The following is a 25619-nucleotide window of genomic DNA, read 5'->3' on the forward strand; positions in this document are numbered from 1 at the left end:
GGCGATGAGCATGGATCTGCTCGACAACCTCGCGCTCGGTTTTTCGACGGCGACGTCGCTGACCAACCTCGGTTTCTGCCTGATCGGCGTCCTTCTCGGCACGCTGATCGGCGTCCTGCCCGGCATCGGCGCCACCGCGACCATCGCCATGCTTTTGCCGATCACCTTCCAGATCGGCGACCCGGTTTCCTCCCTCATCATGCTCGCCGGCATCTATTACGGTGCCCAATATGGCGGCTCGACCACCGCCATTCTCATCAACATGCCGGGCGAATCCTCGTCCGCCGTCACCGCGATCGACGGCTACCAGATGGCCAGGAACGGCCGCGCCGGAGCGGCCCTCGCGATCGCGGCCATCGGCTCGTTCTTTGCCGGCACGGTGTCGACGTTCCTCGTCGCCATCTTTGCCCCGCCGCTGACGGCGATCGCGCTGAAATTCGGCGCGGCCGAGTATTTTTCGCTGATGATCGTCGGCTTGGTTTCGTCCGTCGCGCTCGCCCACGGCTCTATCGTCAAGGCGCTGGCCATGGTCGTGCTCGGCCTGCTGCTCGGCATTGTCGGCACCGACATCTACACCGGCACGCCGCGCTTCACGCTTGGAATCCGGGAATATGCCGACGGATTGAATTTCGTTGCGGTGGCGGTCGGCGTCTTTGGCGTCGCCGAGATCCTGCGCAACCTCGAAAACGAGGATGAGCGTTCCGTGATGATCCGCAAGGTCACCGGCCTTATGCCGACCCGTGAGGACTTTCGGCGCATGGCAGCGCCCATCGTGCGCGGAACAATCATCGGTTCGGCGCTCGGCATCCTGCCGGGAGGCGGCGCGATCCTGGCAGCTTTTGCGTCCTACACGGTCGAAAAACGCGTCTCGAAAAACCCGCAGGAGTTCGGCAAGGGCGCCATCGAAGGCGTCGCCGGACCGGAATCGGCCAACAATGCCGGTGCGCAGACCTCCTTCATCCCGATGCTGACGCTCGGCATTCCAGCCAACCCGGTCATGGCGCTGATGATCGGCGCCATGATCATCCAGGGCATCGTGCCCGGCCCCAATGTCGCGACCGAACAGCCGGCGCTGTTCTGGGGCATCATCGCCTCGATGTGGATCGGCAATCTGATGCTGATCATCCTCAACCTGCCGCTGATCGGGCTTTGGGTGAAGCTGCTGACGATCCCCTACTACGTGCTTTTCCCGATCATCATGGCGTTCTGCTCGATCGGCGTCTACAGCGTCAACAGCAACGTCTACGACCTCTACGCCGTCGCCTTCTTCGGCTTCCTCGGCTACCTCCTGACCAAGCTGCGCTGCGAACCGGCACCGCTGCTGCTCGGCTTCGTGCTCGGCCCGCTGCTCGAGGAAAACCTGCGCCGCGCCATGATCCTCTCGCGCGGCGACCCAAGCACCTTCGTGACGAGACCGATCAGCGCCGGCCTGCTGCTCATCGCGCTCGCCGTGCTCGTCATCGTCTTCCTGCCGGCGGTCAAGAAAAAGCGCGAAGAGGTGTTTGTGGAGGAGAGTTGAACTACGTCGTCGTTCCGCTTCGGTCCTGGATCTCTTCGACAGGATCGAGCGGTGCGATCGGCACCAGCGGTGCTGGCACATCGGTCGTCTTGACCTCGGCCTTGCAGATGTCGGCGATGACGCAGGCCGGGCAATCCGGCTTGCGCGCCTTGCAGACGTAGCGGCCATGCAGGATCAGCCAGTGATGTGCATGGCGCATATATTCGTCCGGAATGATCTTCAACAATCCCTGCTCGACCTGTTCCGGTGTCTTGCCGGGCGCCAGCCCGAGCCGGTTGCCTATGCGGAGAATGTGCGTGTCGACCGCCATCGTGTGCTGGCCGAAGGCCATGTTGAGCACGACATTGGCGGTCTTGCGCCCGACCCCGGGCAGCTTGACCAATTCATCGCGACTGTCGGGTACCTCGCCGCCATGGTCGCGGATCAGCGCCTGCGACAGCGCAATCACATTCTTCGCCTTGTTGCGCCACAGCCCGATGGTGCGGATATATTCGCCGACCCTTGCCTCCCCCAGCGCCAGCATCTTGTGCGGCGTATCGGCGGCCTTGAACAGCGCCCGCGTCGCCTTGTTGACGCCGGCATCCGTCGCTTGCGCCGACAGCACCACCGCGACCAGCAGCGTGAAGGCGTTGACATGTTCGAGCTCGCCCTTCGGCTCGGGCCGCTGGACGGAAAAGCGCCGGAATATCTCGTTCACTTCGGCCGGGCTGTAGCGTGACGCGCTTCGCACCGGCCGCGGACGCGGCTTGGCGTTCGACCCATCGCTTCGTGCGGGCAACAGCTCTTTTTTGGACAGGGAAGAATCTTTGGACTTGGGGCTTGCCATTTCCCTCCTATAATATCCCCTCATGAGCGACACAAACGCCTCGTTTCAGGCCGACGAGCCATTCTTTCAGGCGCTACTCACCCCGCACCGGTCTCTGGGCCGGACAGGATTCTTCGTCCTGATCGGTGCGCTGCTGTTCGGCTGGCTTGTGACAGGCGCGTTTTTCCTGTCGCGCGGCGCCTGGCCGGTGTTCGGCTTCTTCGGCCTCGACGTGGCCGCCGTCTACATCGCCTTTCGCATCAACTATCGTGCCGCTCGTGCCCGCGAAGAAGTCTCGGTCTCGCGCACCAGCCTCGACATCCGCAAGACAGCCCCCTCGGGGAAATCGGAAGCGCATCGCTTCAATCCGTTCTGGGCGCGGTTTTCGGTGGCCCGTCACGCCGAGATCGGCATCACAGGGATGACGGTGGAAGGCCAAGGGCAGAACGTGCCGATCGGATCCTTCCTGGACCCCGATTCCCGCGAGAGTTTTGCCACCGCCTTTTCGCGGGCGCTGGCGACCGCCAAGGCACGCTGAGCCAGCCACGAGCGACTCCAGGGCTCGAATCCTGTGTCCATCTGGGTATGCGCCGCAAGAAAGCAAGTTTCGGGTGGCGATCGACGCCCCGAGGGGCGATATTCCGGCTCAAGGAGACAGTTCCATGAGCACACACACCGCGGTCCTCAAAAAGGACATCACGCCTGAAGGCAGCGACTACGAAATCGTGCGCCGTGCCATCGAGAAGATCAGTCTCGACTATCGTGATCAGCCTTCCCTTGAAGAACTGGCCGAGGAGGTCGGCGAGACGCCAACCGGCTTGCAAAAACTCTTCACCCGCTGGGCCGGCCTGTCGCCCAAGGCCTTCCTGCAGGCGGTGACACTGGACCATGCGCGCAGGCTGCTCGATTCCGGCATGCCGCTGCTCGAGACCTCGTTTGAACTGGGCATGTCCGGCCCGGGCCGGCTGCATGACCTGTTCGTCACGCATGAGGCGATGTCGCCGGGCGACTACAAGACACGCGGCGCCGGGCTCATCATCCGCTACGGCTTCCATTCCTCGCCGTTCGGCACCGCCCTGATCATGGCCACCGAGCGCGGACTCGCCGGCCTCGCCTTCAGCGACCCCGGCGAGGAACGCGCCGCCTTCGCCGACATGTCCAGCCGCTGGCCGAACGCCATTTATGTCGAGGACATGATTGCTACCGGCCCCTATGCCGCCCGTATCTTCGACCCGGCGCTGTGGCGCCCCGACCAGCCGCTGCATGTCGTCATGATCGGCACCGACTTCCAGGTTCGCGTCTGGGAGGCGCTGCTCAAGATCCCGATGGGTAAGGCCCGCACCTATTCCTCGATTGCGGCCAGCATCGGCGCACCGTCCGCCAGCCGTGCGGTCGGTGCGGCCAACGGCGCCAATCCGCTCTCTTTCGTGGTGCCTTGTCACCGCGCCATCGGTAAATCAGGCGACCTCACCGGCTATCACTGGGGCCTGACCCGCAAGCGCGCCATTCTGGGCTGGGAAGCCGGACAGGTATCGTAATATCGATTTTTTTCGATATTAGGAAGAAAACCATGGGTATGTCGGCGTTATTAAGTATAAGCGCGATTTCCACTGTGGTTTTCGCCTTTGCAACCGAGGACAACCTCCGGTTTCTGTAATTGTTATTTCGAGCCTTTATTTTAGGTAACTCTAAATTAACCACGATAAAGTGATGATACCCCATGTTAATCCGGACGATCCGGCTTGATAGGAGGTCCCGATGACGTTGTTTCGCGCCGTCTGCGGCGCAGCTCTGCTGGTTGCCAGCATCGACGAGGCCGCGCTGGCCACGACGCAGAATGTCCTATTCAATGGTACGATCGCGCCCACCTGCACACTTGTCGTTGCCACCAACGGCACGATGACGGCCAGCCCCGATCTCCAGTCCCTCAGTTCGCACAACAGCGGCGGCTCGGCTGGAACCGTGACGCTGACGACGACCGGAGGTGTGTCGCTGAGTGTCGACCCGGTCACCACCATGACGGTGCCATCGGCAGACAGCACGTCGACGACCTGGACGCCCACCTACTCAGCCGCCGGCGCGCATGCCATCGGTGAGACCGGCTCGGCAAGCAGCATCACCACCCCCGGCGCCGACCTCGTTTCGGTCCACCTCGCCGGCACCAAGGGCGGCAGCAGTCGCTTCGCCAACGGCAATTATCAGGCAACGGTAACGCTGCGCTGCGAATGACGCGAGCGAAGGAGGGGGTCGTGAAACATGCTCGAATCCTGGCGACGGCACTGGCCGTCGGATTGGCGCCCATTGCCGCCAAGGCCCAGTCGATGTCGCCGATGCGTGGCGAGATCAACAGCTTCACCGACGTCTTCGCGGTTCGCGTCTTCCCCGCCAATCCCTACGACCGGAAGATCCGGGTCGAAATCCATGTCTACGATCAGGATTTTCAGCCGGTAGATGCCAGAATCTCTCCAGATATATTCCAGCTGGCTTCCCAGGCCTCCCGTTCTGTCCTTGTGGTTGTGCCTTTTGACGGCGCTGCCGAGCGTAAAGTGCGTATCTGTACCGAAAGCATCCCCTTTCCCAATCAACAGACGCAGATAAGGGCACAGATATGCGGAAAGTTTTTTGGGCGCCGCAAGTCCTGACACTGGCGCTCGCGGCTGCTTGGGCGGGTGCGTCGCCGGCCGGGGCCGAGGACGTCTATAACCTTAACCAGAATGAGAGCGGCTTCAACCTGCCCGGCGTCACCTTGCCCCAGGGCCAGGACGAGGTCCATGCCGCGGACGGTACCACTTGCCGTTCCGCCGTCTCCGGTTCCGGCGCTTATGTCGATCTCGGCGTTATCAGAGGCAACAGCCAGTCGGACAACAGCGTTGCCACCTATGGTCGGGTGGTGATCCCGATCGGGCGCACGCCGAAGCGCGTCGATTGCAGCCGTCTCTATGAGCTTGAGGTCGAGCGCCTGCAGTTGGAACTGAAGCTCCTCAAAATGGGCCTCGGCGCCGACGGCCAGACGGCGAGCGTGGCTGCCAGCACTTCTACGGCCGCGTCACCGGGGTGGGCCAACGAAGGCTGGAGCATCAGGACCGGAAGTGGTGATGGCAAGAAAAAGAAGAAGCAGTAGTCGCGCGCTGCTTGCGATGGCAGCACTTGCCGGTTCCTGCCTTCCGGTGCAGGCGGCGATCATCGGCACCTGCACCATCATGGTCGGGGCGTCCGGAACGATGAAGGCCAATCCCGCCATCAGCATACTGGGCTCCAAACAGGCAGGCGGATCGAGCGCCAGCGCCACCGTGGTGGCAAGCTCCCTGTTGTGCTCGATACTTAATTTGCTTGACTGCTATTCGGTTTCGGCGCCGGCGCCTGCCGCATTCTCGTCCGCGCCGAGCGGCGGCGGCACCAACGTGACCTTCGCTTCGGTCTTCCGCCTCGATGGCTCGGGGGCCGATGTCAACGGAAGTGTGCCGCAGAGGGTTGCCAACGGCACCCACACGATGCAGGTCGACCTCACCGCCACCAGGTCGAGCGGTATCTTTCCCGCCGGCAACTATCAGGGCACGGTCACCCTGCGCTGCGAATAAGGCCACGACACCCCAAATCGGGCTGGACCATGCGCGTGGTCTGGCAAGCCGCGGCCTTACAGGTTAGCTTCCGCGCAATCGGAACGACCTGGGTTCGCTTGGACGCACAAGGATGCTCCGACATTTGAATTTGCGTTGCCAGGAGGCCTTGCTTGATTATCGTCATCGGTTCGATCAACCTCGACCTTATTGCCAAGGTCGACCGCTTGCCTAGCCCCGGCGAGACGGTAGGCGGCTCGGCCTTCACCACCGCGCCCGGGGGCAAGGGCGCCAACCAGGCGCTGGCCGCCGCACGCGCCGGCGCCTCGGTGCGCATGGTCGGCGCCGTCGGCAGGGACAGCTTCGCCGCCGAGGCACTGGCATTGCTGCGCGACGGCAAGGTCGACCTGTCCGGCGTTGCCGAGACTCACGCCTCGACCGGCACGGCACTGATCATGGTCGCCGACGACGGCGAGAACATCATCGCCGTGGTGCCGGGCGCCAACGCTTCCGTAGTGCCCGGCGATCTCTCCAAGGCCTTTCTGAAAAAAGGCGACGTCGTGCTGCTGCAAAATGAGATTCCGCTGGCCACCGTCGATGCCGCCCTCGACCAGGCAAGGGCGGCCAGCGCCATCACCGTGCTCAACACCGCCCCTTTCCAGGGGCAGGCAGCCGGCTTTCTCGACAAGGCCGACTATGTCGTCGCCAACGAAACCGAGTTCGACCTCTATGGCGAAGCGCTGTCGCTGCAAGGCCGCGACCGGGCGGCCCGCATGCGCGACTTTGCCGGAAAGACCGGCCGCACCGTCGTCGTCACGCTCGGCGGCGACGGCGTGATGGCGGCGACACCGAGTGATTTCCTCACCGTTACGGCACGCAAGATCACCCCTGTCGACACGGTCGGGGCCGGCGATACGTTCTGCGGCTATTTCGCCGCCAGCCTGTCGTCGGGCCTCACGCTCGAACAGGCGCTGGCGCGCGCCGGCGCGGCCGGCTCGCTGGCCTGCCTGAAGCCTGGCGCCCAACCGGCGATCCCGCTCGCCAAAGACGTCGATCAGGCGCTGCAGGAAACCCGTTAAAATGCTGCGCCCTCAAACGAAACATGCCGTGCCGCCGGCAGGCGACATCTGCCGCCTGTCCGCGGTCGAACTCGCCGGCGCGATCCGGGAGAGAGAGCTTTCCGTGCGCGAGGTGGTGGCGGCATTCCTCGACCGCATCGAGGCGGTCAATCCGCTGGTCAACGCCATCGTCTCCTTGCGCGATCGCGCCGATATCCTGCGCGAAGCCGATGCGGCCAATGCCAGCCCAGCACGAGCCAAAACCGGCCCGCTCTTCGGCCTCCCCATCGCCATCAAGGATCTCGCCTCGACCACGGGCCTCAAGACCTCCTTCGGCTCGCCGATCTTCGCCGATTTCGTGCCGCAGGAAGACGATTTCTTCGTCGAGCGCATCCGCAATGCCGGCGCCATCATCATCGGCAAAACCAACGTCCCCGAATTCGGGCTTGGTTCCAACACCTACAACGCCGTGTTCGGGCCGACGCTGAACGCCTTCGATCCGGCCCTGACCGCCGGCGGCTCGAGCGGCGGCGCGGCGGTGGCCCTGGCGCTCGACATGGTGCCCGTCGCCGATGGCAGCGACTTCGGCGGCTCGCTGCGCAACCCGGCCGCCTGGAACAATGTTTTTGGCTTCCGCCCGTCGCAAGGACTTGTTCCCGGCGGACCCGATTTTGAAGTCTTCCATGCGCAGATGGGCGTCGACGGACCGATGGGCCGCAACGTCCGTGACATGGCACTGCTGCTCGATGTGCAGGCCGGTTACCACCCGCACGCGCCATTGTCCTACGAGAAACCCGGCTCGTTCCTCGAAGGGCTTGGAATACCGGCAACTGGTGGCCGCATCGCCTGGCTCGGTGACCTCCGCGGTCATCTGCCGGTTGAAACAGGCATTCTCGGCCTGTGCGAGGCGGCACTTGGCCGCTTTGCGGAAGCGTCCTTCACGACCGAACCCCTGCTGCCGGATTTCGATTTCGAAGCGCTGTGGCAGGCCTTCGTGACGCTGCGCCAGGCCAGCAGCGGCTGTGCGCTCAAAACCCACTATGACGATCCCGCGAAGCGCGGTCTGCTCAAGCCGGAAGCCATCTGGGAAGTGGAGAACGCAATGCGGCTGACGGCGCCGCAGATCCGCGCCGCCTCCGTGACCCGTACATCGTGGCATCGCATGCTGCTGTCGATCTTCGACCGCTATGACCTGATTGCGCTGCCGACGGCGCAGGTCTTCCCCTTCGACATGGGCACACATTGGCCCCGTGAGGTCGCCGGACGCGCAATGGACAGCTATCACCGCTGGATGCAGGTTTCCGCCTTCGCGACCTTGGGCGGCTGCCCGGCAGTCAACGTGCCGGTCGGCTTCGACGACAAGGGTAGGCCGATGGGCATGCAACTGATCGGGCGGCCACGCGGCGACCTCGCCGTGCTGAAGGCGGCGGCCGCCTATGAGGCAACGCTGCCCTGGCCGGCCGGCGCCTGAATCGGGCGGACTGGCGTGTCGCAGGGCGCCGCGTAACGGCTTGCACCGGCTGCGCTGCTATGCATGATTATCATCGGTTGCGCCGCATCGGCGGCATTCTTGGGGAAAAACCATGTCGCTGGAACTCTACGCCGCTTATGTGCTCGCTTGCGTCGTCATCATCCTGGTGCCGGGCCCGACGGTCACGCTGATCATCGCCAACAGCATTCGCCATGGTTCCCGCGCCGGCCTCGCCAATGTCGCCGGCACGCAGGCCGGGCTTGCCGTGATGATCGCCATCGTCGGCATCGGCCTCAACACGCTGATCGCAGGCATGGGCCACTGGTTCGAATGGGTCAGGCTGATCGGCGCCGCCTATCTGATCTGGATGGGCGTGCAGATGTTCCGTTCCAAGGGCACGCTGAATGCCGATGGAACGGCGAGAAAGCCGCGCGGCGGCTTCTTCCTGCAGGGCCTGCTGGTGGCGCTCAGCAATCCCAAGACGCTGATTTTCTTCGGCGCCTTCTTTCCGCAGTTCATTTCGCCGCAAGGCAACTACTCGCTGCAGATCGCCGTCATGGGCCTCACCGCCATGATCTTCGCCGCCTTCTCGGATTCGACCTATGCGCTGGCCGCCGGCCGCGCCGGGCGCCTGTTGTCGGCCGGGCGCATAAAACTTCTGTCGAGGATCAGCGGCAGCTTCATGGTCGGCGGCGGCCTTTGGCTGGCGTTTTCAAAGGCGAAGTAAGGTGTGCCTCTTCCCTCGCCCCGTTTATGGGGAGAGCGTGGTCGCGAAGCGATCGGGTGAGGGGCAACGCCGGGTCTGCAGACAAAATATTAACGTTTGTGCCGCCCCTCATCCGCCTGCCGGCACCTTCTCCCCGTGAACGGGGAGAAGGAAGAACCTACAGCCGCCCCAGCCTCTCCACCAGCAACGCGAAAAAGCCGTCATGGTCGATGTCGCGCATCACCATGGCGTTCTTCGGCCGTTTGGTGACGCCCCACCAGTCGATCACGGTCATGCCCATGGTGAGCTCGGAGGCCGTTTCCACGCTGACGTTGCAGTTGCGGCCCTTGAACAGGTCCGGCTTCAACAGATAGGCGATGACGCAAGGGTCGTGCAGCGGGCCGCCGTCGGTGCCGTATTTCTCCTCGTCAAAGCGCTCGAAGAACTCCAGCATCTCGGCGGTGGCGGTGCCGACCTTGGTGCCGAGCGTGCGGAAGGTTTGCGTGCGCTTGGCAGTGGTCAGCGCCTTATGGGTGACATCGAGGGGCATCATCACGATCGGGATGCCGGATTTGAGCACGACATCGGCGGCCTGCGGATCGACGTAGATGTTGAATTCGGCGGTCGGGGTGACGTTGCCGCCTTCGAAGAAGCCGCCGCCCATCAGCACGATTTCCTTGATGCGTGGTGCGATGCGCGGCTCGCGGATCAGCGCCAGCGCAATGTTGGTGAGCGGGCCGAGCGCGCAAAGCGTGATCGTGCCGCTTTCTTCGCTCATCAGCGTCTGGACGATGAAATCGACCGCGTACTGGTCCTGCAGCTTCATCGTCGGTTCGGGCAGTTGCGGTCCGTTGAGACCGGTCTTGCCATGCACTTCCTCGGCGGTGACCAATTCGCGCATCAGGGGCCGGATGGCGCCGGCATAGACCTTGATGTCCGGACGGCCAGCCAACTCGCAGATCTTGCGGGCATTCTTTTCGGTAAGCTTCAGCGGCACGTTTCCGGCAACGGCTGATATGCCGACGATCTCCAGTTCGGAGCTGCCGAGCGCCAGCAATATGGCGACGGCATCATCCTGACCGGGATCCGTGTCGATGATGATCTTGCGTGACTGGGGCATTTCAATTCCTTGTTTGGCGAGGTCGTGGGCTTGAACCGATCCGATCGAAGCATCCAAATGACGCCGAAGCGGCCGCGAGCTGCCACGCCGAACCGCTCGACCGGGGAAGACAATCCCCGACCTGCGCGCTTCTCCTTGCATCTGCTCGCCGTTTCAAGCGCCATGTCGGTCATTCCTGTGAGTCCACGCCTGGTCTTTTTGGGCGGGTCTGTTGACGGCTTGAACTTGGTCGCGGGGCGGACCATATCAAGGCCATCGGGAAAAATGCCATCTGGGTTTTTCCACTTTATGTCGCTCTTGAGAGGACAGTGTAACATGAGCCGAATGACGCCCTTTTCCAGCCCGCTTCTCCTTGGTTTCGACGCCATGGAAAAGACCCTGGAACGCTTGGCGAAATCCGGCGACAGCTACCCTCCCTACAACATCGAACGCCTCAGCGGCGCCGACGGCAAGACCGAAAGGTTGCGCATTACATTGGCGGTCGCCGGTTTCGCCGAAAGCGATCTCGATGTCACCACGGAGGAAAACCAGCTGGTCGTGCGCGGCCGTCAGACCGACGACACCGAGCGCGAATTTCTTCATCGCGGCATCGCCGCGCGCCAGTTCCAGCGCTGTTTCGTGCTGGCCGACGGCATGCGGGTGATCGCGGCGGAGTTGAAGAACGGTCTTTTGTCGATCGACCTCGATCGGCCGGAGTCCGAACGGCTGGTACGGAAAATAAACATATCGGTGAAAGACTGATCGTTACCACTGCATCGGCCGGAAAATCGGCACCGATTTTTCGAAAGCACGATGCAGCAAATTGAATGGCTCTCATGCGGGATGGCCTTGAGCGGCGTCCTCGCGCCAAGGAGGCTTTGAAATGACCAGAACTGAAAACATCACCATGACCAATGGCGAATTCGCTCATCTCGGCGAAGGCTCGGTCGCTTATCTCAGAAAGGTCTCGAGCGACGAATTGCTCGGCCGTTTCCCCAATCTCGGCGAAATCGCCCCCGGCATGGAACTGTGGGCGCTGTTTGCCGCCAATGGTCAGCCGATCCTGCTTTCCGATGCGCGTGACCGCGCTCTGGCCGGCGCCATGGAAAACGACCTGACCACCGTCGCCATTCACTGACAGCGATTCCGGCTGAAACGGAAAAGGGCCGCCCATGGCGGCCCTGTGGCGATATCATTCTCGAAATTCAGGCCGCGTGCGAAGCCTGGGTGTCCGACAAAAGCGCGTGGATAGCGGCGGCGTCGCGCGTACCCCTGATCTTGGCCACCGTGTCGGCATCGCGCAGCACCCGCGCGATGCGCGACAGTGCCTTGAGGTGGTCGGCGCCCGCCCCTTCCGGCGCCAATAGCAGAAACACGAGATCGACGGGCTGATCATCCAGCGATTCGAAATCGACAGGCGTCTCCAGCCGGGCGAAAACACCTGCGATGCGCTTCACGCCGGCCAGCTTGCCGTGCGGAATGGCGATGCCGTTGCCGACGCCGGTCGAACCCAGCCGCTCACGCTGCAGGATGGTGTCGAACACCTCCCGCTCCGGAATGCCGGAAATCGCCGCTGCCCGTTCGGACAGCAATTGCAGCAGCTGCTTCTTGGAGTTCGCCTTCAACGCCGGCAGTATCGCCGGAACGTTGATAAGATCGCTCAGATCCATGCTTGAAAATCCCTTGTTCGCCTGCCGTCACCAGTCCCCACCCCTCGTGCGGCCGGCTCTTATCCCAGTGCGACCGTGGTCGTCACGTCCGTGCGACCTTTGTCGTCACGCTTGCGCGACCTTGGTCGTCGACGGGTCGATCCAGCCGATATTTCCATCGGGTCGGCGATAGACGATGTTGAGATGGTCGGTTCCCGCATTGCGGAAGACAAAGACCGGGCTGTCCTTGGTGTCGAGCTCGATGACCGCCGACGCCACCGACATGGTCTTCAGCGTCATGGTTGATTCGGCGACGATGGCCGGCGCGAAATTCTCCGGAATGTCCTCGTCGTCATCGGCAAGCGGCGCCATCACCGTGTAGGCTATGTCGGTCGGCTGGCCGTTGGCGGCGCCCGAATTGTGCGATTTCAGCCGGCGCTTGTAGCGCCTCAGGCGGGTTTCCAGACGGTCCGCCGCCGCCTCGAAGGCAAGCGTCGGATCCTGGGCATCGCCGGTGGCCTGCAGCGAAGCGCCGGAATCCAGCCGGATCATGCAGTCCGCCGAATAGCGCGAGCCCGATTTGATGACCGTGACATGTCCGGCAAAGCCGCGATCGAAATATTTGCCGATCGCTTCGCCGACGCGATCATTGATGCGTGTCCGAAACGCATCGCCGATGTCCATGTGTTTTCCCGATATGCGCAGATTCATCTGAAAACTGACCTTCCTTGCTCAGGCTTCAAACTGGCCAGAGTTTATACTCGTGATCCGTGCGCACAAGCTTTGCGGCGTCACTTGCGCCGATTTTAAATCCAAACTTTCCGGTTGATCACAAGCCGCCCTTTGACCGTCCCGAGGCCAACGTCGTGACGGACCATCCGCATGCGGGCATCTAGCCCGTCTCATGCGGGCGGGCTTCTAGCCACTTCACCGCGGCTTGTCAATGAAGTGCCGGCCTGTGGAAAATCGACCCGCTCAGCGCCCGGCGCTGGCCATCGCCCGTTTCTCGCGTCGGCGCTGCACCGAAGAGGGGATATTCATGCCTTCCCGGTACTTGGCGACCGTACGCCTTGCAATGTCGACGCCACTTTCACGCAACATGTCGACGATTGCGTCGTCGGAAAGCACGTCGACGGGTTTTTCCTCGTCGATCAACTGCTTGATGCGGTCACGCACGGCTTCCGAGGAATGCGCATCGCCGCCGCCCGAGGCGGCGATCGAGGCGGTGAAGAAATACCGGAGCTCGAACACGCCGCGCGGCGTCAGCATGTATTTGTTGGCTGTGACCCGGCTGACCGTCGATTCGTGCATGCCGATGGCGTCGGCCACCGTGCGCAGATTGAGCGGCTTCAGCTGCCGCACGCCATGGACGAGGAAGGCATCCTGCTGGCGAACGATTTCCGAGGCGACCTTGAGGATGGTCTTTGCCCGCTGGTCGAGGCTGCGCGTCAGCCAGTTGGCGTTCTGCAGGCATTCGGCCAGAAAATCCTTTTCCGCCTGGTTCTTGGCCTGCGGTGAGACCTGGGCGAAATAGATATGGTCGACCAAAACCCGCGGCAGCGTTTCGGCATTGAGTTCGACCGTCCAGCTGCCGTCATTGGCCGCGCGCACCTCGACATCGGCGACGATCGCGTCGCTGGCGCCGCCCGAAAACGCCATGCCCGGCCGGGGATCGAGCGCCCGGATCTCCGCCAGCATGTCGAGCAGATCCTCCTCGTCGACACCGCAGATCCGTTTCAATGCGTGAAAATCACGCCGTGCCAGGAGTTCGAGATTGGCGACCAGCGCCTTCATCGCCGGATCGAGCCGGTTGCGCACCGCAAGTTGCAGCGACAGGCATTCGGCTAGGTCGCGGGCAAACAGGCCGGCCGGCTCGAAGGTCTGACACACCGCCAGCACCTTCGCCACGGCAGCGGCATCCGCACCGAGACGAGCGGCGATCTCGGCCAGGTCGGCACGCAGATAGCCGGTCTCGTCAAGGCCGTCGGCGAGTTCGGCGGCGATCAGCCGTGCAGCCGGATCGGCGAAGGCTAGCGCCACCTGTTCACCGACATGGTCGCGCAGCGTGATCGTCGCGGCCGCCATATCGCCCGCATCAAACCACTCGGATGAGGAACCCGCGCCATTGCCCGAAGCCGACTTCCATTGTGCCGTCAGGTCGGGACCGAGCCGCTCGCTGGTGCCCGGGTCGTCGGGAAACAGGTTTTCCAGCGACGTGTCGAGCTTGTCCGAGATCGCCTCGGCGCTCCACTGCGTCTCGTTTTCGAACCAGTCGCCTTCGGCGGTGGCTTGCGGCTCCGCCTCGATCTTCTGCGCCTGGTCGCTGGCGGCATCGTCCTGCGGCTCGGCGCGTTCCAGCAGCGGGTTGCGCTCGATTTCCTCGTCGATGAAATGCTCAAGCTCGACATGGGTGAACTGCAGCAGCCGAATCGACTGCATCAGCTGCGGCGTCATCACCAGCGACTGCGATTGTCGTAGCTGTAGTTTGGCCGCCAACGCCATGGTTCGGTTTCAAACGCCTCGTCTACGCATCCCGACTTCCGGGCAAGAATTTTGCAGCCGGCCATAAAAACTGGCCCGGCTTTTGCTTGTCAAGGCAATTGGTAGCAAAACGCGCTTACCGGAGCGTTATCCCGGAGCAAAATCGAGAAAAAAGCGCCGCGCGAACCGCAAAAATCGTGTCAGGAAACAAATTTCACGCTCAGAGCAATTCCAGGAAAAGTGTGAAACGGTTTTCCCGGAAAAGCGCATAGCGCTTTCCCTTGGGAATTGCGTCAAGACGAAAAGACGGAGCGGATTGGCGTTTTCCGCGAAACGACGAACCGTTCAGAGCGTAAAACCCTCGCCGAGGTAAAGTCGCCGCACATCCGGGTTTGCCACCACTTCGTCGGCCCTGCCATGGGTCAGCACCTGGCCGGCATGGATGATGTAGGCGCGGTCGATCAGGCCGAGCGTTTCGCGCACATTATGATCTGTGATGAGGACGCCGATGCCGCGCGCTGTCAGGTGGCGCACCAGTTGCTGGATATCGGCGACAGCGATCGGATCGATGCCGGCGAAAGGCTCGTCGAGCAGCATGTAGGCCGGACGCGTCGCCAGCGCTCGCGCGATTTCCAGGCGTCGCCGCTCGCCGCCCGAAAGCGACATGGATGGCGCCTTGCGCAGATGGCTGATGTGGAATTCCTCGAGCAGTTCGTCGAGATTGCGCTCGCGCACCTTGCGGTCCTTTTCGACCACTTCCAGCACCGCGCGGATATTCTGCTCGACATTGAGCCCACGGAAAATCGACGCTTCCTGCGGCAGATAGCCGATGCCGAGGCGTGCGCGACGGTACATCGGCATCGACGTGACGTCGAAGCCGTCGATCTCGATCGTGCCTTCATCCACCGGCACGAGGCCGGTAACCATGTAGAAACAGGTCGTCTTGCCGGCGCCGTTGGGGCCGAGCAGTCCAACGGCCTCGCCGGCGCGCACGCCGATGGTGACGCCGCTGACGACCTTGCGGCCCTTGTAGCTCTTGGTCAGCCCCTTGGCGATCAGGGTTCCCTTGAACTTTCCCGCATCGACGGTCACCGTGGCCGGCGCCGAAAGCTTGCCGGCGGCCCGTCCCGGAAGACGCGCCGTCAACGACGACAGGCTGGCCATCAGGGGTTCGTCGCTCCCGATTTCGGCGGCGGCGTGATCGACATCTGGACGCGTTGCCCAGCACATGGATCCACCTGAGCCAGTCCGCTTTTCATCTGCACCGTAAGCTTGCAGCCCACCAGAACATTGTCGTTTTGCGACAGAACGACCTTTTTGCCCGAAAGCACCAGCACCTGGCTCTTCATATCGAAGCTGCCTTGATCGCCGGTCGCGACCTGCGCATCCGACTTGATGTAAACCTTGTCGGAGATCTCCAGGTGATCGATGTTGGCCGAGCCCGTCATCGCCGCACCCGCGGCCTCCGTGCCCTTGGCAGCGGCGTTGGGGTCCTTGACGTAGTAGACCGTCATCTTGCCGGCCTTCATCAATGTCGGCCCCTGGACGACGCTGACATTGCCCGTGAAGATGGCGACACTGTCGGCCTGGCGGACTTCCAGCTTGTCGCTCTCGATCTGGATCGGCTTGTCGCCGGACAGTTTGAGGCCTGATTGACTGGTCGTCTGCGCCCATGACGGCACGAGTCCGAGCAGCAGCAACGCTGAAGTTGCAGCCGCGAGCCGCGTCGAACTACTGAGCCGCATTGGTTTCTCCGCTGTTTCCCTGTGCCGCCTTCAAGGCGGCGGAATCGATGTTGACGCGCACTTTGTTCTCGAAAACCAGAACCTTGCCATTGTCCTGGACCGACATCGTATCCGCCGTGATCCGTGACCCGCCACGGCTGACATCGACGGGATCTCCCGTCTTCATAGTGCCTTTGCCCATGTCGAGGAAGACCGATTTGAACTTGGCCTGCATGCCGTCGGTCGTGGTGATCGTCACGTCGCTGGTCAGGTTCATCGTATTGCCGTCGCGATCGTAGGTGCCGTGCGAGGCCTTGACCGCCGCCACATTGTCGGGCGCGATCGGCACCTTGGCGTCGATGCCTTCCAGCTCGATGATACCTTGCGTGCTGACATCCTGAATGGCACGCAACGCCGTCATCGAATAAGGCTGCTTCTGCTTGGTGAAACCGTTGAGCTTGGGATTGGCCATCACCAGCTTGCCGTTGGAAAAGGCAGTGCCTTCCGCCTGAACCTTCACGGCGACGGGTGCGGCGAGATAGGAATAGACCGGGAAAGCGACCGCTATCAGTGCCGCGGCCACTGGCACGGCAAATTTGAGAACGCGCACGCGGCGCGAATGACGCTGTGCACGGTCGAAAGCATCGCCGCGCGTCCGGCCGTCCGCCGGGGGAGCCAACACCGCCTCGGCGTTGGTTGGTTCAATAGGTCGCGCTAACATTCACTGCTTTCTTCTAACCCTGCCCGCCCTTGAGCACCGCCTATAGGTGGGACGCCGGCGCTTTCAAGCAAGCACAAGCCCACGAAAACTGCAAAAGTGTGACAACCGCCTTTGTACAGACGAAAACGAAGTCCGCACAACTGCGTGTTCTCCATAGCAGAAACAGACACGCGGCGTAAAATTTATCAGCGCCTGTCTCGCCGCCCGACCTCGCGGTAATTGCCCAAAAACGTGAGGGGAGATGTCGGATGCCCCGCCTGGCCAGCCTGGCCGATCGTGTATGCGGCGTTGCCGATCACGTCGGCGGGACGCTTTTGGCTTTAGATCCGGTCGGCGTCAGGCCGCCTTCCTCTGTATGAGACCAACAAGAACGGTGCGCATTCCCGAATACGATGGGCTGCCAATTTTCACTTCCCAATCAGTGTTGCGTTTCCGAGGGTGCTTCACATTACGCAACGCTTGGCGGAATGTGTTCGGGTCGACGCCTACAGTTCGAGCCATATCTTCGGCGGTTGTGTGTTTGGCGATCATGAAATCTCCTATGCCTTTTGCCGGTATATAGGGCGTTTGCGCAACTCGGCCAAAGGATTAGCCGTTTGCGCAAACTTCAGACTGAGACACTGCCGGAAAGAGAACTGCTTCCCGATGAGAGGATCATGGTCTAAAAGCGTCCCCTTCCGCCGACTGAAAGGCTGACCATGGCACTGAGAGCCGACGACCTGATCGACCGCCGCCGTTTGCGGCGCAAGCTGACATTCTGGCGCGTTGTCGCCATAGGCATCGTAGCCCTTGGGGTGATTGCGCTTTCAACCTGGTTCTATGGCGACGATTTCGGCGGCTCGACGGTCGACCATATTGCCAAGGTCAAGATCGAAGGCACGATCACCGAGGACGAGGAACTGATCAAGCGCCTGGAAACCATCCGTCTTTCATCGAAGGTGAAAGGGGTGATCCTGTCGATCGATTCGCCTGGCGGCACCACCGTTGGCGGTGAATCGATCTATGAAGAAGTGCGCAAGCTGGCCGCCGACAAGCCGGTGGTGGCGGAAGTCGGCACGCTCGCCGCATCGGCGGGCTATATGATCGCCAGTGCCGCCGATCACATCGTTGCCCGCAAGACCTCGATCGTCGGCTCGATCGGCGTGCTGATCCAGTATCCCGACGTCAGCGGCCTGATGGACAAGCTCGGCGTCAAGCTGGAGGAGGTGAAATCCTCGCCGCTGAAAGCCGCGCCCTCTCCCTTCAAGCCGACCAATGACGACGAGCGCGCCATGGTTCGCAAACTCATCCTCGACAGTTACAACTGGTTCGTCGACATCGTCGCCGAACGCCGCAAGATGACCCGCGAACAAGCGCTGGCGCTTGCCGACGGCTCGATATTCACCGGGCGCCAAGGCGTTGCCAACGGGCTGATCGACGCCGTCGGCGGCGAGGCCGTAGCGGTCGACTGGCTGGCCACCAAGGGCGTCGATGCCAAGCTCAAGGTCGTCGAGTGGAAGGATACCGAACGGCGCGGCAGCTTCCTGTTCTCGAAAGCGATGGCGCAAACCATCGGCAGTGCGCTCGGCCTGCCCGCCTACAGCGGCGACGTCATCCATGAACTCGGAGCCGACCGCTTGTTTCTTGACGGTCTCGTTTCCGTCTGGCACCCTTGAGACGCCGTTTGGGGCAAGTGAAAAAAGCAAATAAAATCATCCTCATAATTTTGACCGCACTGCTTTCACGGGGACCCGTCTCATGATCAAGTCCGAACTTGTGCAGATTATTGCCACGCGCAATCCGCATCTTTTCCTGCGCGACGTCGAAAACATCGTCGGCGCCATCTTCGATGAAATCACCGACGCCCTTGCCGAAGGCAACCGGGTCGAGTTGCGTGGCTTCGGCGCTTTTTCGGTGAAAAATCGTCCCGCCCGCACCGGCCGCAATCCGCGCACAGGCGAATCCGTCGAGGTCGAGGAGAAATGGGTGCCGTTCTTCAAGACTGGTAAGGAACTGCGTGAAAGGCTGAACGGCGGCAAGTAGGCGCGACGTCAGCGCCTGACGGCCTTCGGACAGGCCAGCTTCCGACGGAAAACATCATGTTCAATCGCTTCATGCTCATCGCGATCTTCGTGCCCCTGGCGATCATCCTGATCGCACTCGCCGTTGCCAACCGCGAACTGGTCGCCTTCACGCTGGATCCGTTCAACCCCGGCAATCCGAAGCTGACCCTGACTTTGCCGCTGTTCATCTTCCTGTTCCTGGCACTCGCCATCGGCATGATCGTCGGCAGCCTGGCAACCTGGGTCAAGCAGGGCCGCTATCGCAAGCTGGCGCGCCAGCGCGGCGTCGAGGCCGAGAACCTGCGCCAGGCGGTCAGCCGTGCGCCGGCGGTATCACAAAGCCAGGCTCCGGGAACGGCCCCAGGCTCCGCCCACGGGTCCGCCCAAGGGTCCGCATTGCCGAAGCCGACCGCTTGAACCGCCTGTTGGCGGTTTTGTCCCCACGGAGTTTTGCATGCTGACCATTTCGGCCGCAGAGGTTGACCATGCCCTGAGCTTTGCCAGGCTGGTCGAGACGCTGCGCATGGCGTTTCGCGACGGTGCGGTGCAGCCGGTCAGGCATCATCATACGATCGAGCGGCCAGATGGTGCCGCCTCCACCCTGCTTTTGATGCCGGCCTGGACCGATCTCAACGCGGCCGGCACGTCGGCCGGCGGTCACGTCGGCGTCAAGATCGTTACCGTGTCCCCCGACAACAATGCCATCGGCAAGCCGGCGGTGATGGGGCTCTATCTCCTGCTCAATGGCGCCACCGGCGAACCCGAGGCCTTGATCGACGGCCAGCGGCTGACACAGTGGCGCACCGCCTGCGCTTCGGCGCTCGCGGCCTCCTATCTCGCCCGCGACGATGCCTCGCGGCTGCTGGTGGTCGGCGCCGGCGCGCTGTCGCCCTTCCTCGCCAAGGCGCACTCGGCCGTACGGCCGATCAAGACCATCCGCATCTGGAACCGCACTCCGGCCAATGCCGAGAAAGTCGCCGCCGACCTGCGCGCCGAGGGTTTTGCAGCCAGCGCGGCGAGCGATCTCGATGCCGAGCTTGGGCAGGCCGACATCGTCTCCTCGGCGACGATCACCACCACGCCGTTGATCAAGGGTGCGCTGTTGCAGCCGGGAACCCATGTCGACCTGGTCGGAGGCTTTACGCCGACGATGCGCGAGAGCGATGACGACGCGATCAGGCTTGCCCGCGTCTATGTCGACACCCGCGCCGGCGCCACCAAGGAAGCCGGCGACATCGTCCAGCCGCTGGCCTCCGGCGTGCTGAAGCCGGAAACCATCGTCGCCGATCTGCACGAATTGGCGCGCGGGCAGAAGAAGGGTCGCGAGAGCGCCGGTGAGATCACGCTGTTCAAGTCGGTCGGCGCGGCGCTCGAGGATCTTGCCGCCGGCATTGCCGTCTACAAGGCGATGAAGACTTAATTCGCTGCCGCAGCCGTTTTGGCGCCCATCGCCTCTGCGATCAGAGCAAAATCGGCCGCGCTGACCGAAAACAGGCCAAAGCGAAGCTGATAACCCCAGTTCGACTTGCCGACGGTGAATTCGAGCTTGTCGAGCAGCGGCTTGATCGGCGCTTCCTCGGCCTTAGCCCACGCAACATCGCGGCGGAACGGCGTGAAGCCGGCGCCCATATCGCCCTGATAGGGCCCGCCTTCCCGCACCGTGCCGATCGCGGTGAAGGCCTGCAGGCCATCTTTCTCGCCCAAAACAGTGGTCGGCGAATAGTAGACGATGCCATCGCCTGGCTTGACGCGACGCAGCGGTGCCGCCTTGCCGTGATTGACCTGCATGAAGCCGGCTGCGCGACCCCGCCGGACATGTTCGGCCGATGCCACCGCGATCCAATACGCGCTCATTTCTGGTCACCATCGGCTTGTGCGCCGTCGGACAGCCAATAGACGCGCAGGCGATGATTGTCGGGATCGAGCGCGACAAAAGTACGGCCGAAATCCATGTCGGTCGGCGTCTGCAGGATTGTCAGCCCGCGCCCGGACCAGTCGGCATGGGCGGCATCGACCGCATCGGGCGTATCCAGCGCAAACACGATTTCGGCGCCACCGCCTGACGTGGCGGCTGCCGGCTCCACCGTATGGCGCGACCACAGGCCGAACTTGAAGCCGGCATCGAGCACGAACAGCACGAAGGTCGGCGAACTTTCGACCGGCTGACGGCCGAGCAGCGCGCTGTAGAAGGCGCCGCTCTGCTGCGGCTGGTCGACATAGAGGATGACGAAATTCGGGGTGGTCATGTCTGCTCTCCAAGGTTCAGCGTTTCGACTTGGCGAACATAGGATGCGCTACTGTCAGTTTCTGGCAGTAGCCGTCACGAACCACGCGACGTGTCGAGCGTTGCCCGCCATTCCTTGAGCAGCGCCTGGCGACGATGGGGATAGCGCGTATCTGTTGCATGGAGTTCGGTAATGCGATCGGTGCGAAAATGCCGGAAATCGTGCCGCATCTCGCACCACGCCACCACCACCCGCACCTTGTCGAAGAAGCCCAGCGCAAATGGCCACACGACACGCTCGGACGCAGCGCCGCCAGCGTCGCGGTAAAGAAAGCCGAGCTTGCGCTCGTTGCGGATGGCCTGCCGTACGAGGCCAAGGTCGATGGTCTCGATGGCCATGGCGGGAGGGCCGACCAGCAGTGTGCTCGCGTCGAGATCCTCGCGCAGATCGTCCGGCAGGACAGCCGCGATCTTGGCCAACGCGTTGGCAGCGGCGGCCGAAAGACGCTGGTCCGGCTGCTTGGCGACCCAGCGCGAGCCGAGCACGATGGCTTCGATCTCCTCGTCGCTGAACATCAGCGGCGGCAGCATGAAGCCGGGCTTGAGCACATAACCGACACCCGCCTCGCCCTCGATCGGCGCGCCCTGGCCCTGCAGCGTGGCGATGTCGCGGTAGAGCGTGCGGATCGAAATCCCGAGTTCATCGGCCAGCGCTTGCCCGCTCACCGGCCGGCGATGCCGGCGCAGGCACTGGATCAGGTCGAGCAGGCGTTCGGAGCGGGACATCCGGTAGATTTGCCTGTTTCTTTGACATTGGTCCATCGCGGCCAACCTGAACCGGAGAGGCCGACCTGTCGGACTTGGTTGCGAAGCCGGTTGCCCTATGTCAAAAGCGGCCACCCCGTTCGGAGTTGCCCCCGCTTGAAGTCTTTTCGCGACAAACGCCGCGACAACCGTCCACATCCATCCGCGAAGGGTGCGGCGGACGTGTCACGTCCGCGTCCCGGCCAGGCTCCCGCCAGACCGGAAGCGCCACCGCGCGAGCGCCATGAGGCGAAGACGGAAAGTCGTTCCGAACCGAACTCGGCGCCGCGCATCCTGGCCCGCCGCGAAGGCGCTCTGCCCGCCGAACATCTTCCCGTGATCCTGGAAGTGGCGCCCAATGCCGATTATGCGCTCCTCGACAGCGGCACCGGCCAAAAGCTCGAACAATATGGCCCCTACCGTATCGTGCGGCCCGAGGGCCAGGCGATCTGGCAAAAGGCCTTGCCGGCAAAGGAATGGGAGCGCGCCGACGCCGTCTTCACCGGCGACACCGACGAGGAGGGTATCGGCCGCTGGCGTTTTCCCAAGCTGCCACTCGGCGAGACCTGGCCGATGAAGCATGACGGCATCGACTATCTCGGCCGTTTCACCTCGTTTCGTCATGTCGGCGTCTTTCCCGAGCAGGCCTCCCATTGGGATCACATGGCCGGGCTGATCGCGGCGGCGAAGCGGCCGGTCAAGGTGCTGAACCTGTTCGGCTATACCGGTCTCGCCTCATTGGTGGCGGCTCGCGCCGGCGCCGAGGTCACCCATGTCGATGCCTCGAAGAAGGCAATTGGCTGGGCCCGTGAAAACCAGGAGATGGCCGGCCTCGGCAGCAAGCCGATCCGCTGGATCGTCGACGACGCGGTCAAATTCGCCGAGCGCGAGGAGCGTCGCGGCAGCCGCTACGACATCATCTTGTTCGACCCGCCGGCCTATGGCCGCGGCCCCAAGGGCGAGGTCTGGCAATTGTTCGAGGACCTGCCTGATTTGACCGACCTTTGCCGCGCGATCCTGACGCCGAAGCCGCTCGCCGTGGTGCTAACCGCTTATTCGATCCGCGCCTCCTTCTTCGCCATCCACGCCTTGATGCGCGATACGTTTGCCGGCATGGGCGGCAAGATTGAATCGGGTGAGCTGATCATCCGTGAAAAGTCCGCCGGCCGGGCGCTCTCGACCTCATTGTTTTCGCGTTGGGTGGCTGAATGAACGAGCGGCATGCAGGCGCACCTGGCCAGGTGAAGGAGGTCACCAGCCTCGCCAATCCGCTGGTCAAGGACATCAAGGCGCTCGCTCAGAAGAAGTTCCGCGACCAGCAGAACGCCTTCATGGCCGAGGGGCTGAAGCTGGTTATCGATGCGCTCGATCTCGGCTGGCAGATCAGGACGTTAGTTTTCGCCAAGGCAGGGCGCGGCAATGCGGCGGTGGAGAAGGTGGCCGCACGCACGGTTGCCGCAGGCGGCATGGTGCTAGAAGTGTCGGAAAAGGTGCTGGTCGCCATCACCCGCCGCGACAATCCGCAAATGGTGGTGGGCGTCTTTTCGCAGAAATTCCTCGCCTTGAAGGATGTGCGCGCCGACAATGGCGACGTCTGGGTGGCGCTCGATCGGGTACGCGATCCCGGCAATCTCGGCACCGTCATCCGCACCGTCGATGCCGTCGGCGCCAAAGGCGTCATCCTGGTCGGCGATACCACTGATCCATTCTCCGTGGAAACGGTGCGCGCCACCATGGGTTCGATCTTTGCCGTGCCGGTAGCCAAGGCGACGACCGAGGCTTTCCTTGCCTGGCGAGGCGGCTTCTCAGGCCTCGTCGCCGGAACCCACCTGAAAGGCGCCGTCGACTACCGCTCGGTCGATTTTTCCCGCGGGCCCGTGCTGCTGATGATGGGCAACGAGCAGCAGGGGCTGCCCGAAAGCCTGGCTGCGAGCTGCGACAGGCTGCTCAGGATTCCGCAAGCGGGCCGTGCCGATTCGCTCAATCTGGCCGTCGCCACCGGCATCATGCTGTTCGAGATCCGGCGCGGCGCGCTGAAGCTCGAGCCAATCCTGGACCAGCAATGAAGGTTGCCTGCCCGTGAGATCATGGACTCCCTACGCACTGCTCGTCGTCGCGGCCATCGCGCTCGACCAGTGGATAAAGTACCTGGTCGAGGCCGGTCTGCCTTTTCAGGAAAAGGTTGATCTGTTGCCCTTCCTGGCGCTGTTTCGCACCTACAATACCGGCATCGCCTTCTCGATGTTCTCATCCTTCGGCGACACCGGGCTGATCGTCATTTCGCTCGCCGTCGTTGCCTTCGTGCTGTTCCTGGCGACGCGGATCGCGCCGTCCCAGATCCTTGCCCGCACCGGCTTTGCGCTGATCGTCGGCGGCGCGCTCGGCAACCTGATCGACCGCGCCGTCTACGGCCACGTCATCGACTACATCCTGTTCCACACGACGGTCTGGTCGTTCGCCGTCTTCAACCTTGCCGACGCCTTCATCTCGGTGGGCGCGGCACTGGTCGTCTTCGACGAGCTGTTCGGCTGGCGGCGCGAGCCCGGGCCGTCCAACGCCAAGCCTTCCAAAGCCATGCCTTCCAAGGCCAAGTCTTCGAAGGCCAAGTCTTCGAAGGATTGACCCCGTGCCGCCATCGCCGCACAGTTCATGTCGCCAAACACGATCGCGGAGAAAGACATGTCCGAAACCTTCAAAGCCATCCTCGTTTCGCGTGACGCCGAGAAAAAGCAGTCGGTAACCGTGACCGATCTCACCGACGCCGACCTGATGGAAGGCGATGTCACCATCGCGGTCGAGGCAACGACGGTGAACTACAAGGATGGTTTGGCGATCACAGGCAAGGCGCCGGTGATCCGCCGCTGGCCGCTGGTGCCGGGCATCGATTTCGCCGGCACCGTCATCTCGTCTTCCCATCCCGACTGGCGCGCCGGTGACAAAGCCATCCTGAACGGCTGGGGCGTCGGCGAAACCCATTTCGGCGCCTATGCTGGCCGCGCCCGTGTCAAAGGCGACTGGCTGGTGCCGCTGCCGCAGGGCATCAGCCCGCATGACGCGATGGCCGTCGGCACCGCAGGCTATACCGCCATGCTCTGCGTCATGGCCCTGGAGCGGCACGGCATCCTGCCCGATCGCGGCCCGGTGGTGGTGACGGGGGCGGCCGGCGGTGTCGGCTCGGTCGCGGTCTCGATCCTGTCCAGCCTCGGCTACCATGTCATTGCTTCCACCGGCCGCAATGCCGAAAGCCCCTATCTGATCGACCTTGGCGCCGCCGAAGTGATATCGCGCGACGAGCTTGCCCAGCCGGCCAAGCCGCTGGCCAAGGAGCGCTGGGCCGGCGGCATCGACGCAGTTGGCAGCCACACGCTGGCCAATGTGCTCTCGATGACCTCCTATGGCGGCGCGGTCGCCGCCTGCGGCCTGGCCGGCGGCATGGACCTGCCGACCAGCGTCGCGCCCTTCATCCTGCGCGGCGTCTCATTGCTCGGCATCGATTCAGTGATGGCGCCGAAAGCAGTCCGCCTCGAGGCATGGCGCCGCATCGGCACCGACCTCGATCTTCAGAAGCTCGCCAGCCTGTCCAGCACCATCGGGTTCGACGGCATCGTCGATGCCGCGCGCGACATCGTCGACGGCAAGATCCGCGGCCGCGTCGTCGTGGATATGTGACTCCGCCCAACTGCCGGAAGGGATGGAATCGCCAGATCTGCGGCAAACCCGCCGCGCCTCGGCAAAAAGCGCTCATCCGCTAAAATTCGA

General features: G+C 63.0%; 32 protein-coding genes. 20 read left to right on the forward strand and 12 right to left on the reverse strand.

Annotated elements, in window-relative coordinates; translation table 11 throughout:
• The first annotated feature begins 10 nt into the window (after nucleotides 1-10).
• A complete protein-coding gene (locus NKI69_RS18730) occupies nucleotides 11-1519 on the forward strand; it encodes a tripartite tricarboxylate transporter permease (RefSeq protein WP_023812550.1) in 1509 nt (502 codons plus the stop codon).
• A gap of 1 nt (nucleotide 1520) precedes the next feature.
• On the opposite strand, the gene nth is transcribed toward NKI69_RS18730, so the two are convergent.
• Complete coding sequence (gene nth, locus NKI69_RS18735; protein WP_023812549.1) at nucleotides 1521-2345, reverse strand: endonuclease III; 825 nt, start codon at nucleotides 2343-2345, stop codon at nucleotides 1521-1523.
• Nucleotides 2346-2367: 22 nt separating this feature from the next.
• Here nth and NKI69_RS18740 point away from each other — a divergent pair, with 22 nt between their 5' ends.
• From NKI69_RS18740 to NKI69_RS18780, 9 genes are all read left to right on the forward strand, one after another.
• On the forward strand, nucleotides 2368-2862 hold the full coding sequence (locus tag NKI69_RS18740; RefSeq protein WP_023812548.1) for a DUF2244 domain-containing protein: 495 nt from the start codon (nucleotides 2368-2370) through the stop codon (nucleotides 2860-2862).
• 124 nt (nucleotides 2863-2986) lie between these two features.
• On the forward strand, nucleotides 2987-3862 hold the full coding sequence (locus tag NKI69_RS18745) for a methylated-DNA--[protein]-cysteine S-methyltransferase (RefSeq protein WP_023812547.1): 876 nt from the start codon (nucleotides 2987-2989) through the stop codon (nucleotides 3860-3862).
• Between the two features lie 220 nt (nucleotides 3863-4082).
• The gene (locus NKI69_RS18750; protein ID WP_352722327.1) at nucleotides 4083-4553 is read left to right on the forward strand and encodes a hypothetical protein; all 471 of its coding nucleotides are present in this window, start codon (nucleotides 4083-4085) and stop codon (nucleotides 4551-4553) included.
• 20 nt (nucleotides 4554-4573) lie between these two features.
• Complete coding sequence (locus NKI69_RS18755) at nucleotides 4574-4966, forward strand: hypothetical protein (protein WP_023812545.1); 393 nt, start codon at nucleotides 4574-4576, stop codon at nucleotides 4964-4966.
• The gene (locus NKI69_RS18760; protein WP_023812544.1) at nucleotides 4933-5445 is read left to right on the forward strand and encodes a hypothetical protein; all 513 of its coding nucleotides are present in this window, start codon (nucleotides 4933-4935) and stop codon (nucleotides 5443-5445) included. The genes NKI69_RS18755 and NKI69_RS18760 overlap by 34 nt, the downstream gene beginning before the upstream one ends.
• The gene (locus NKI69_RS18765; protein WP_023812543.1) at nucleotides 5420-5902 is read left to right on the forward strand and encodes a hypothetical protein; all 483 of its coding nucleotides are present in this window, start codon (nucleotides 5420-5422) and stop codon (nucleotides 5900-5902) included. Before NKI69_RS18760 ends, NKI69_RS18765 begins: the two co-directional genes overlap by 26 nt.
• Nucleotides 5903-6054: 152 nt before the next feature.
• Nucleotides 6055-6960: a ribokinase gene (locus NKI69_RS18770; RefSeq protein WP_023812542.1), complete on the forward strand. Its 906-nt coding sequence runs from the start codon at nucleotides 6055-6057 to the stop codon at nucleotides 6958-6960.
• 1 nt (nucleotide 6961) lies between these two features.
• Nucleotides 6962-8410 carry an amidase gene (locus NKI69_RS18775; RefSeq protein ID WP_023812541.1) on the forward strand — a complete coding sequence of 483 codons (1449 nt, stop codon included), beginning with the start codon at nucleotides 6962-6964 and terminating at the stop codon, nucleotides 8408-8410.
• Nucleotides 8411-8522: 112 nt separating this feature from the next.
• Entirely contained in the window at nucleotides 8523-9137 is a 615-nt protein-coding gene (locus tag NKI69_RS18780) for a LysE family translocator (RefSeq protein WP_023812540.1), read from the forward strand.
• A gap of 157 nt (nucleotides 9138-9294) precedes the next feature.
• On the opposite strand, the gene NKI69_RS18785 is transcribed toward NKI69_RS18780, so the two are convergent.
• Nucleotides 9295-10236, reverse strand: a complete 942-nt coding sequence (locus NKI69_RS18785; RefSeq protein WP_023812539.1) for a nucleoside hydrolase — start codon at nucleotides 10234-10236, stop codon at nucleotides 9295-9297.
• Nucleotides 10237-10551: 315 nt separating this feature from the next.
• Between NKI69_RS18785 and NKI69_RS18790 the strand changes: the two genes are divergently transcribed.
• Together NKI69_RS18790 and NKI69_RS18795 are read left to right on the forward strand one after the other, a co-directional pair.
• Nucleotides 10552-10977, forward strand: a complete 426-nt coding sequence (locus tag NKI69_RS18790; protein ID WP_023760739.1) for an Hsp20 family protein — start codon at nucleotides 10552-10554, stop codon at nucleotides 10975-10977.
• A gap of 121 nt (nucleotides 10978-11098) precedes the next feature.
• The gene (locus tag NKI69_RS18795; protein WP_023760740.1) at nucleotides 11099-11353 is read left to right on the forward strand and encodes a BQ00720 family protein; all 255 of its coding nucleotides are present in this window, start codon (nucleotides 11099-11101) and stop codon (nucleotides 11351-11353) included.
• 67 nt (nucleotides 11354-11420) lie between these two features.
• Here NKI69_RS18795 and ptsN read toward each other — a convergent pair whose 3' ends face one another.
• The 7 genes from ptsN to NKI69_RS18830 all read right to left on the reverse strand — a co-directional run bounded on the left by ptsN (nucleotide 11421) and on the right by NKI69_RS18830 (nucleotide 17321).
• Nucleotides 11421-11885 (reverse strand): PTS IIA-like nitrogen regulatory protein PtsN, encoded by a 465-nt coding sequence (gene ptsN, locus NKI69_RS18800; RefSeq protein ID WP_013529589.1) that lies wholly within the window; start codon nucleotides 11883-11885, stop codon nucleotides 11421-11423.
• Between the two features lie 105 nt (nucleotides 11886-11990).
• The gene (gene hpf / locus NKI69_RS18805; RefSeq protein ID WP_013529588.1) at nucleotides 11991-12575 is read right to left on the reverse strand and encodes a ribosome hibernation-promoting factor, HPF/YfiA family; all 585 of its coding nucleotides are present in this window, start codon (nucleotides 12573-12575) and stop codon (nucleotides 11991-11993) included.
• Between the two features lie 264 nt (nucleotides 12576-12839).
• Nucleotides 12840-14366: an RNA polymerase factor sigma-54 gene (gene rpoN, locus NKI69_RS18810; protein ID WP_023812538.1), complete on the reverse strand. Its 1527-nt coding sequence runs from the start codon at nucleotides 14364-14366 to the stop codon at nucleotides 12840-12842.
• 324 nt (nucleotides 14367-14690) lie between these two features.
• Nucleotides 14691-15509, reverse strand: a complete 819-nt coding sequence (gene lptB / locus NKI69_RS18815; protein WP_013529586.1) for an LPS export ABC transporter ATP-binding protein — start codon at nucleotides 15507-15509, stop codon at nucleotides 14691-14693.
• Entirely contained in the window at nucleotides 15509-16090 is a 582-nt protein-coding gene (locus NKI69_RS18820) for an LptA/OstA family protein (RefSeq protein ID WP_023812537.1), read from the reverse strand. Before NKI69_RS18820 ends, lptB begins: the two co-directional genes overlap by 1 nt.
• Complete coding sequence (gene lptC / locus NKI69_RS18825; protein WP_128303210.1) at nucleotides 16077-16790, reverse strand: LPS export ABC transporter periplasmic protein LptC; 714 nt, start codon at nucleotides 16788-16790, stop codon at nucleotides 16077-16079. The genes NKI69_RS18820 and lptC overlap by 14 nt, the downstream gene beginning before the upstream one ends.
• A gap of 336 nt (nucleotides 16791-17126) precedes the next feature.
• Complete coding sequence (locus NKI69_RS18830; protein WP_127296383.1) at nucleotides 17127-17321, reverse strand: hypothetical protein; 195 nt, start codon at nucleotides 17319-17321, stop codon at nucleotides 17127-17129.
• Nucleotides 17322-17488: 167 nt separating this feature from the next.
• On the opposite strand from NKI69_RS18830, the gene sppA reads away from it, so the two are divergent.
• From sppA to lhpI, 4 genes are all read left to right on the forward strand, one after another.
• Nucleotides 17489-18445, forward strand: coding sequence for a signal peptide peptidase SppA (gene sppA, locus NKI69_RS18835; protein ID WP_023812535.1), 957 nt, complete (start codon nucleotides 17489-17491; stop codon nucleotides 18443-18445).
• Between the two features lie 82 nt (nucleotides 18446-18527).
• The gene (locus NKI69_RS18840) at nucleotides 18528-18812 is read left to right on the forward strand and encodes an integration host factor subunit beta (RefSeq protein WP_006200394.1); all 285 of its coding nucleotides are present in this window, start codon (nucleotides 18528-18530) and stop codon (nucleotides 18810-18812) included.
• 56 nt (nucleotides 18813-18868) lie between these two features.
• The gene (locus NKI69_RS18845) at nucleotides 18869-19249 is read left to right on the forward strand and encodes a LapA family protein (protein ID WP_023812534.1); all 381 of its coding nucleotides are present in this window, start codon (nucleotides 18869-18871) and stop codon (nucleotides 19247-19249) included.
• 37 nt (nucleotides 19250-19286) lie between these two features.
• Nucleotides 19287-20252, forward strand: coding sequence for a bifunctional Delta(1)-pyrroline-2-carboxylate/Delta(1)-piperideine-2-carboxylate reductase (gene lhpI / locus NKI69_RS18850; RefSeq protein WP_023812533.1), 966 nt, complete (start codon nucleotides 19287-19289; stop codon nucleotides 20250-20252).
• On the opposite strand, the gene NKI69_RS18855 is transcribed toward lhpI, so the two are convergent.
• From NKI69_RS18855 to NKI69_RS18865, 3 genes are all read right to left on the reverse strand, one after another.
• Entirely contained in the window at nucleotides 20249-20686 is a 438-nt protein-coding gene (locus NKI69_RS18855) for an EVE domain-containing protein (protein ID WP_023812532.1), read from the reverse strand. The genes lhpI and NKI69_RS18855 overlap by 4 nt on opposite strands.
• Entirely contained in the window at nucleotides 20683-21078 is a 396-nt protein-coding gene (locus NKI69_RS18860; protein WP_128303211.1) for a VOC family protein, read from the reverse strand. The genes NKI69_RS18855 and NKI69_RS18860 overlap by 4 nt, the downstream gene beginning before the upstream one ends.
• A 74-nt stretch (nucleotides 21079-21152) precedes the next feature.
• Entirely contained in the window at nucleotides 21153-21842 is a 690-nt protein-coding gene (locus NKI69_RS18865) for a helix-turn-helix transcriptional regulator (protein WP_128303212.1), read from the reverse strand.
• 135 nt (nucleotides 21843-21977) lie between these two features.
• On the opposite strand from NKI69_RS18865, the gene NKI69_RS18870 reads away from it, so the two are divergent.
• From NKI69_RS18870 to acuI, 4 genes are read left to right on the forward strand one after another with little or no spacing between them, the layout of a single operon-like run.
• The gene (locus NKI69_RS18870) at nucleotides 21978-23072 is read left to right on the forward strand and encodes an RsmD family RNA methyltransferase (RefSeq protein WP_023812530.1); all 1095 of its coding nucleotides are present in this window, start codon (nucleotides 21978-21980) and stop codon (nucleotides 23070-23072) included.
• Nucleotides 23069-23926, forward strand: a complete 858-nt coding sequence (locus NKI69_RS18875; RefSeq protein WP_013529576.1) for a TrmH family RNA methyltransferase — start codon at nucleotides 23069-23071, stop codon at nucleotides 23924-23926. Before NKI69_RS18870 ends, NKI69_RS18875 begins: the two co-directional genes overlap by 4 nt.
• Before the next feature lie 13 nt (nucleotides 23927-23939).
• The gene (lspA, locus tag NKI69_RS18880) at nucleotides 23940-24482 is read left to right on the forward strand and encodes a signal peptidase II (protein ID WP_352610182.1); all 543 of its coding nucleotides are present in this window, start codon (nucleotides 23940-23942) and stop codon (nucleotides 24480-24482) included.
• Nucleotides 24483-24539: 57 nt separating this feature from the next.
• Complete coding sequence (gene acuI, locus NKI69_RS18885) at nucleotides 24540-25529, forward strand: acrylyl-CoA reductase (NADPH) (protein WP_128303215.1); 990 nt, start codon at nucleotides 24540-24542, stop codon at nucleotides 25527-25529.
• Nucleotides 25530-25619 lie beyond the last annotated feature (90 nt).

Source organism: Mesorhizobium sp. M0491, from assembly GCF_040321265.1.
Taxonomy (GTDB): Bacteria; Pseudomonadota; Alphaproteobacteria; order Rhizobiales; family Rhizobiaceae; genus Mesorhizobium.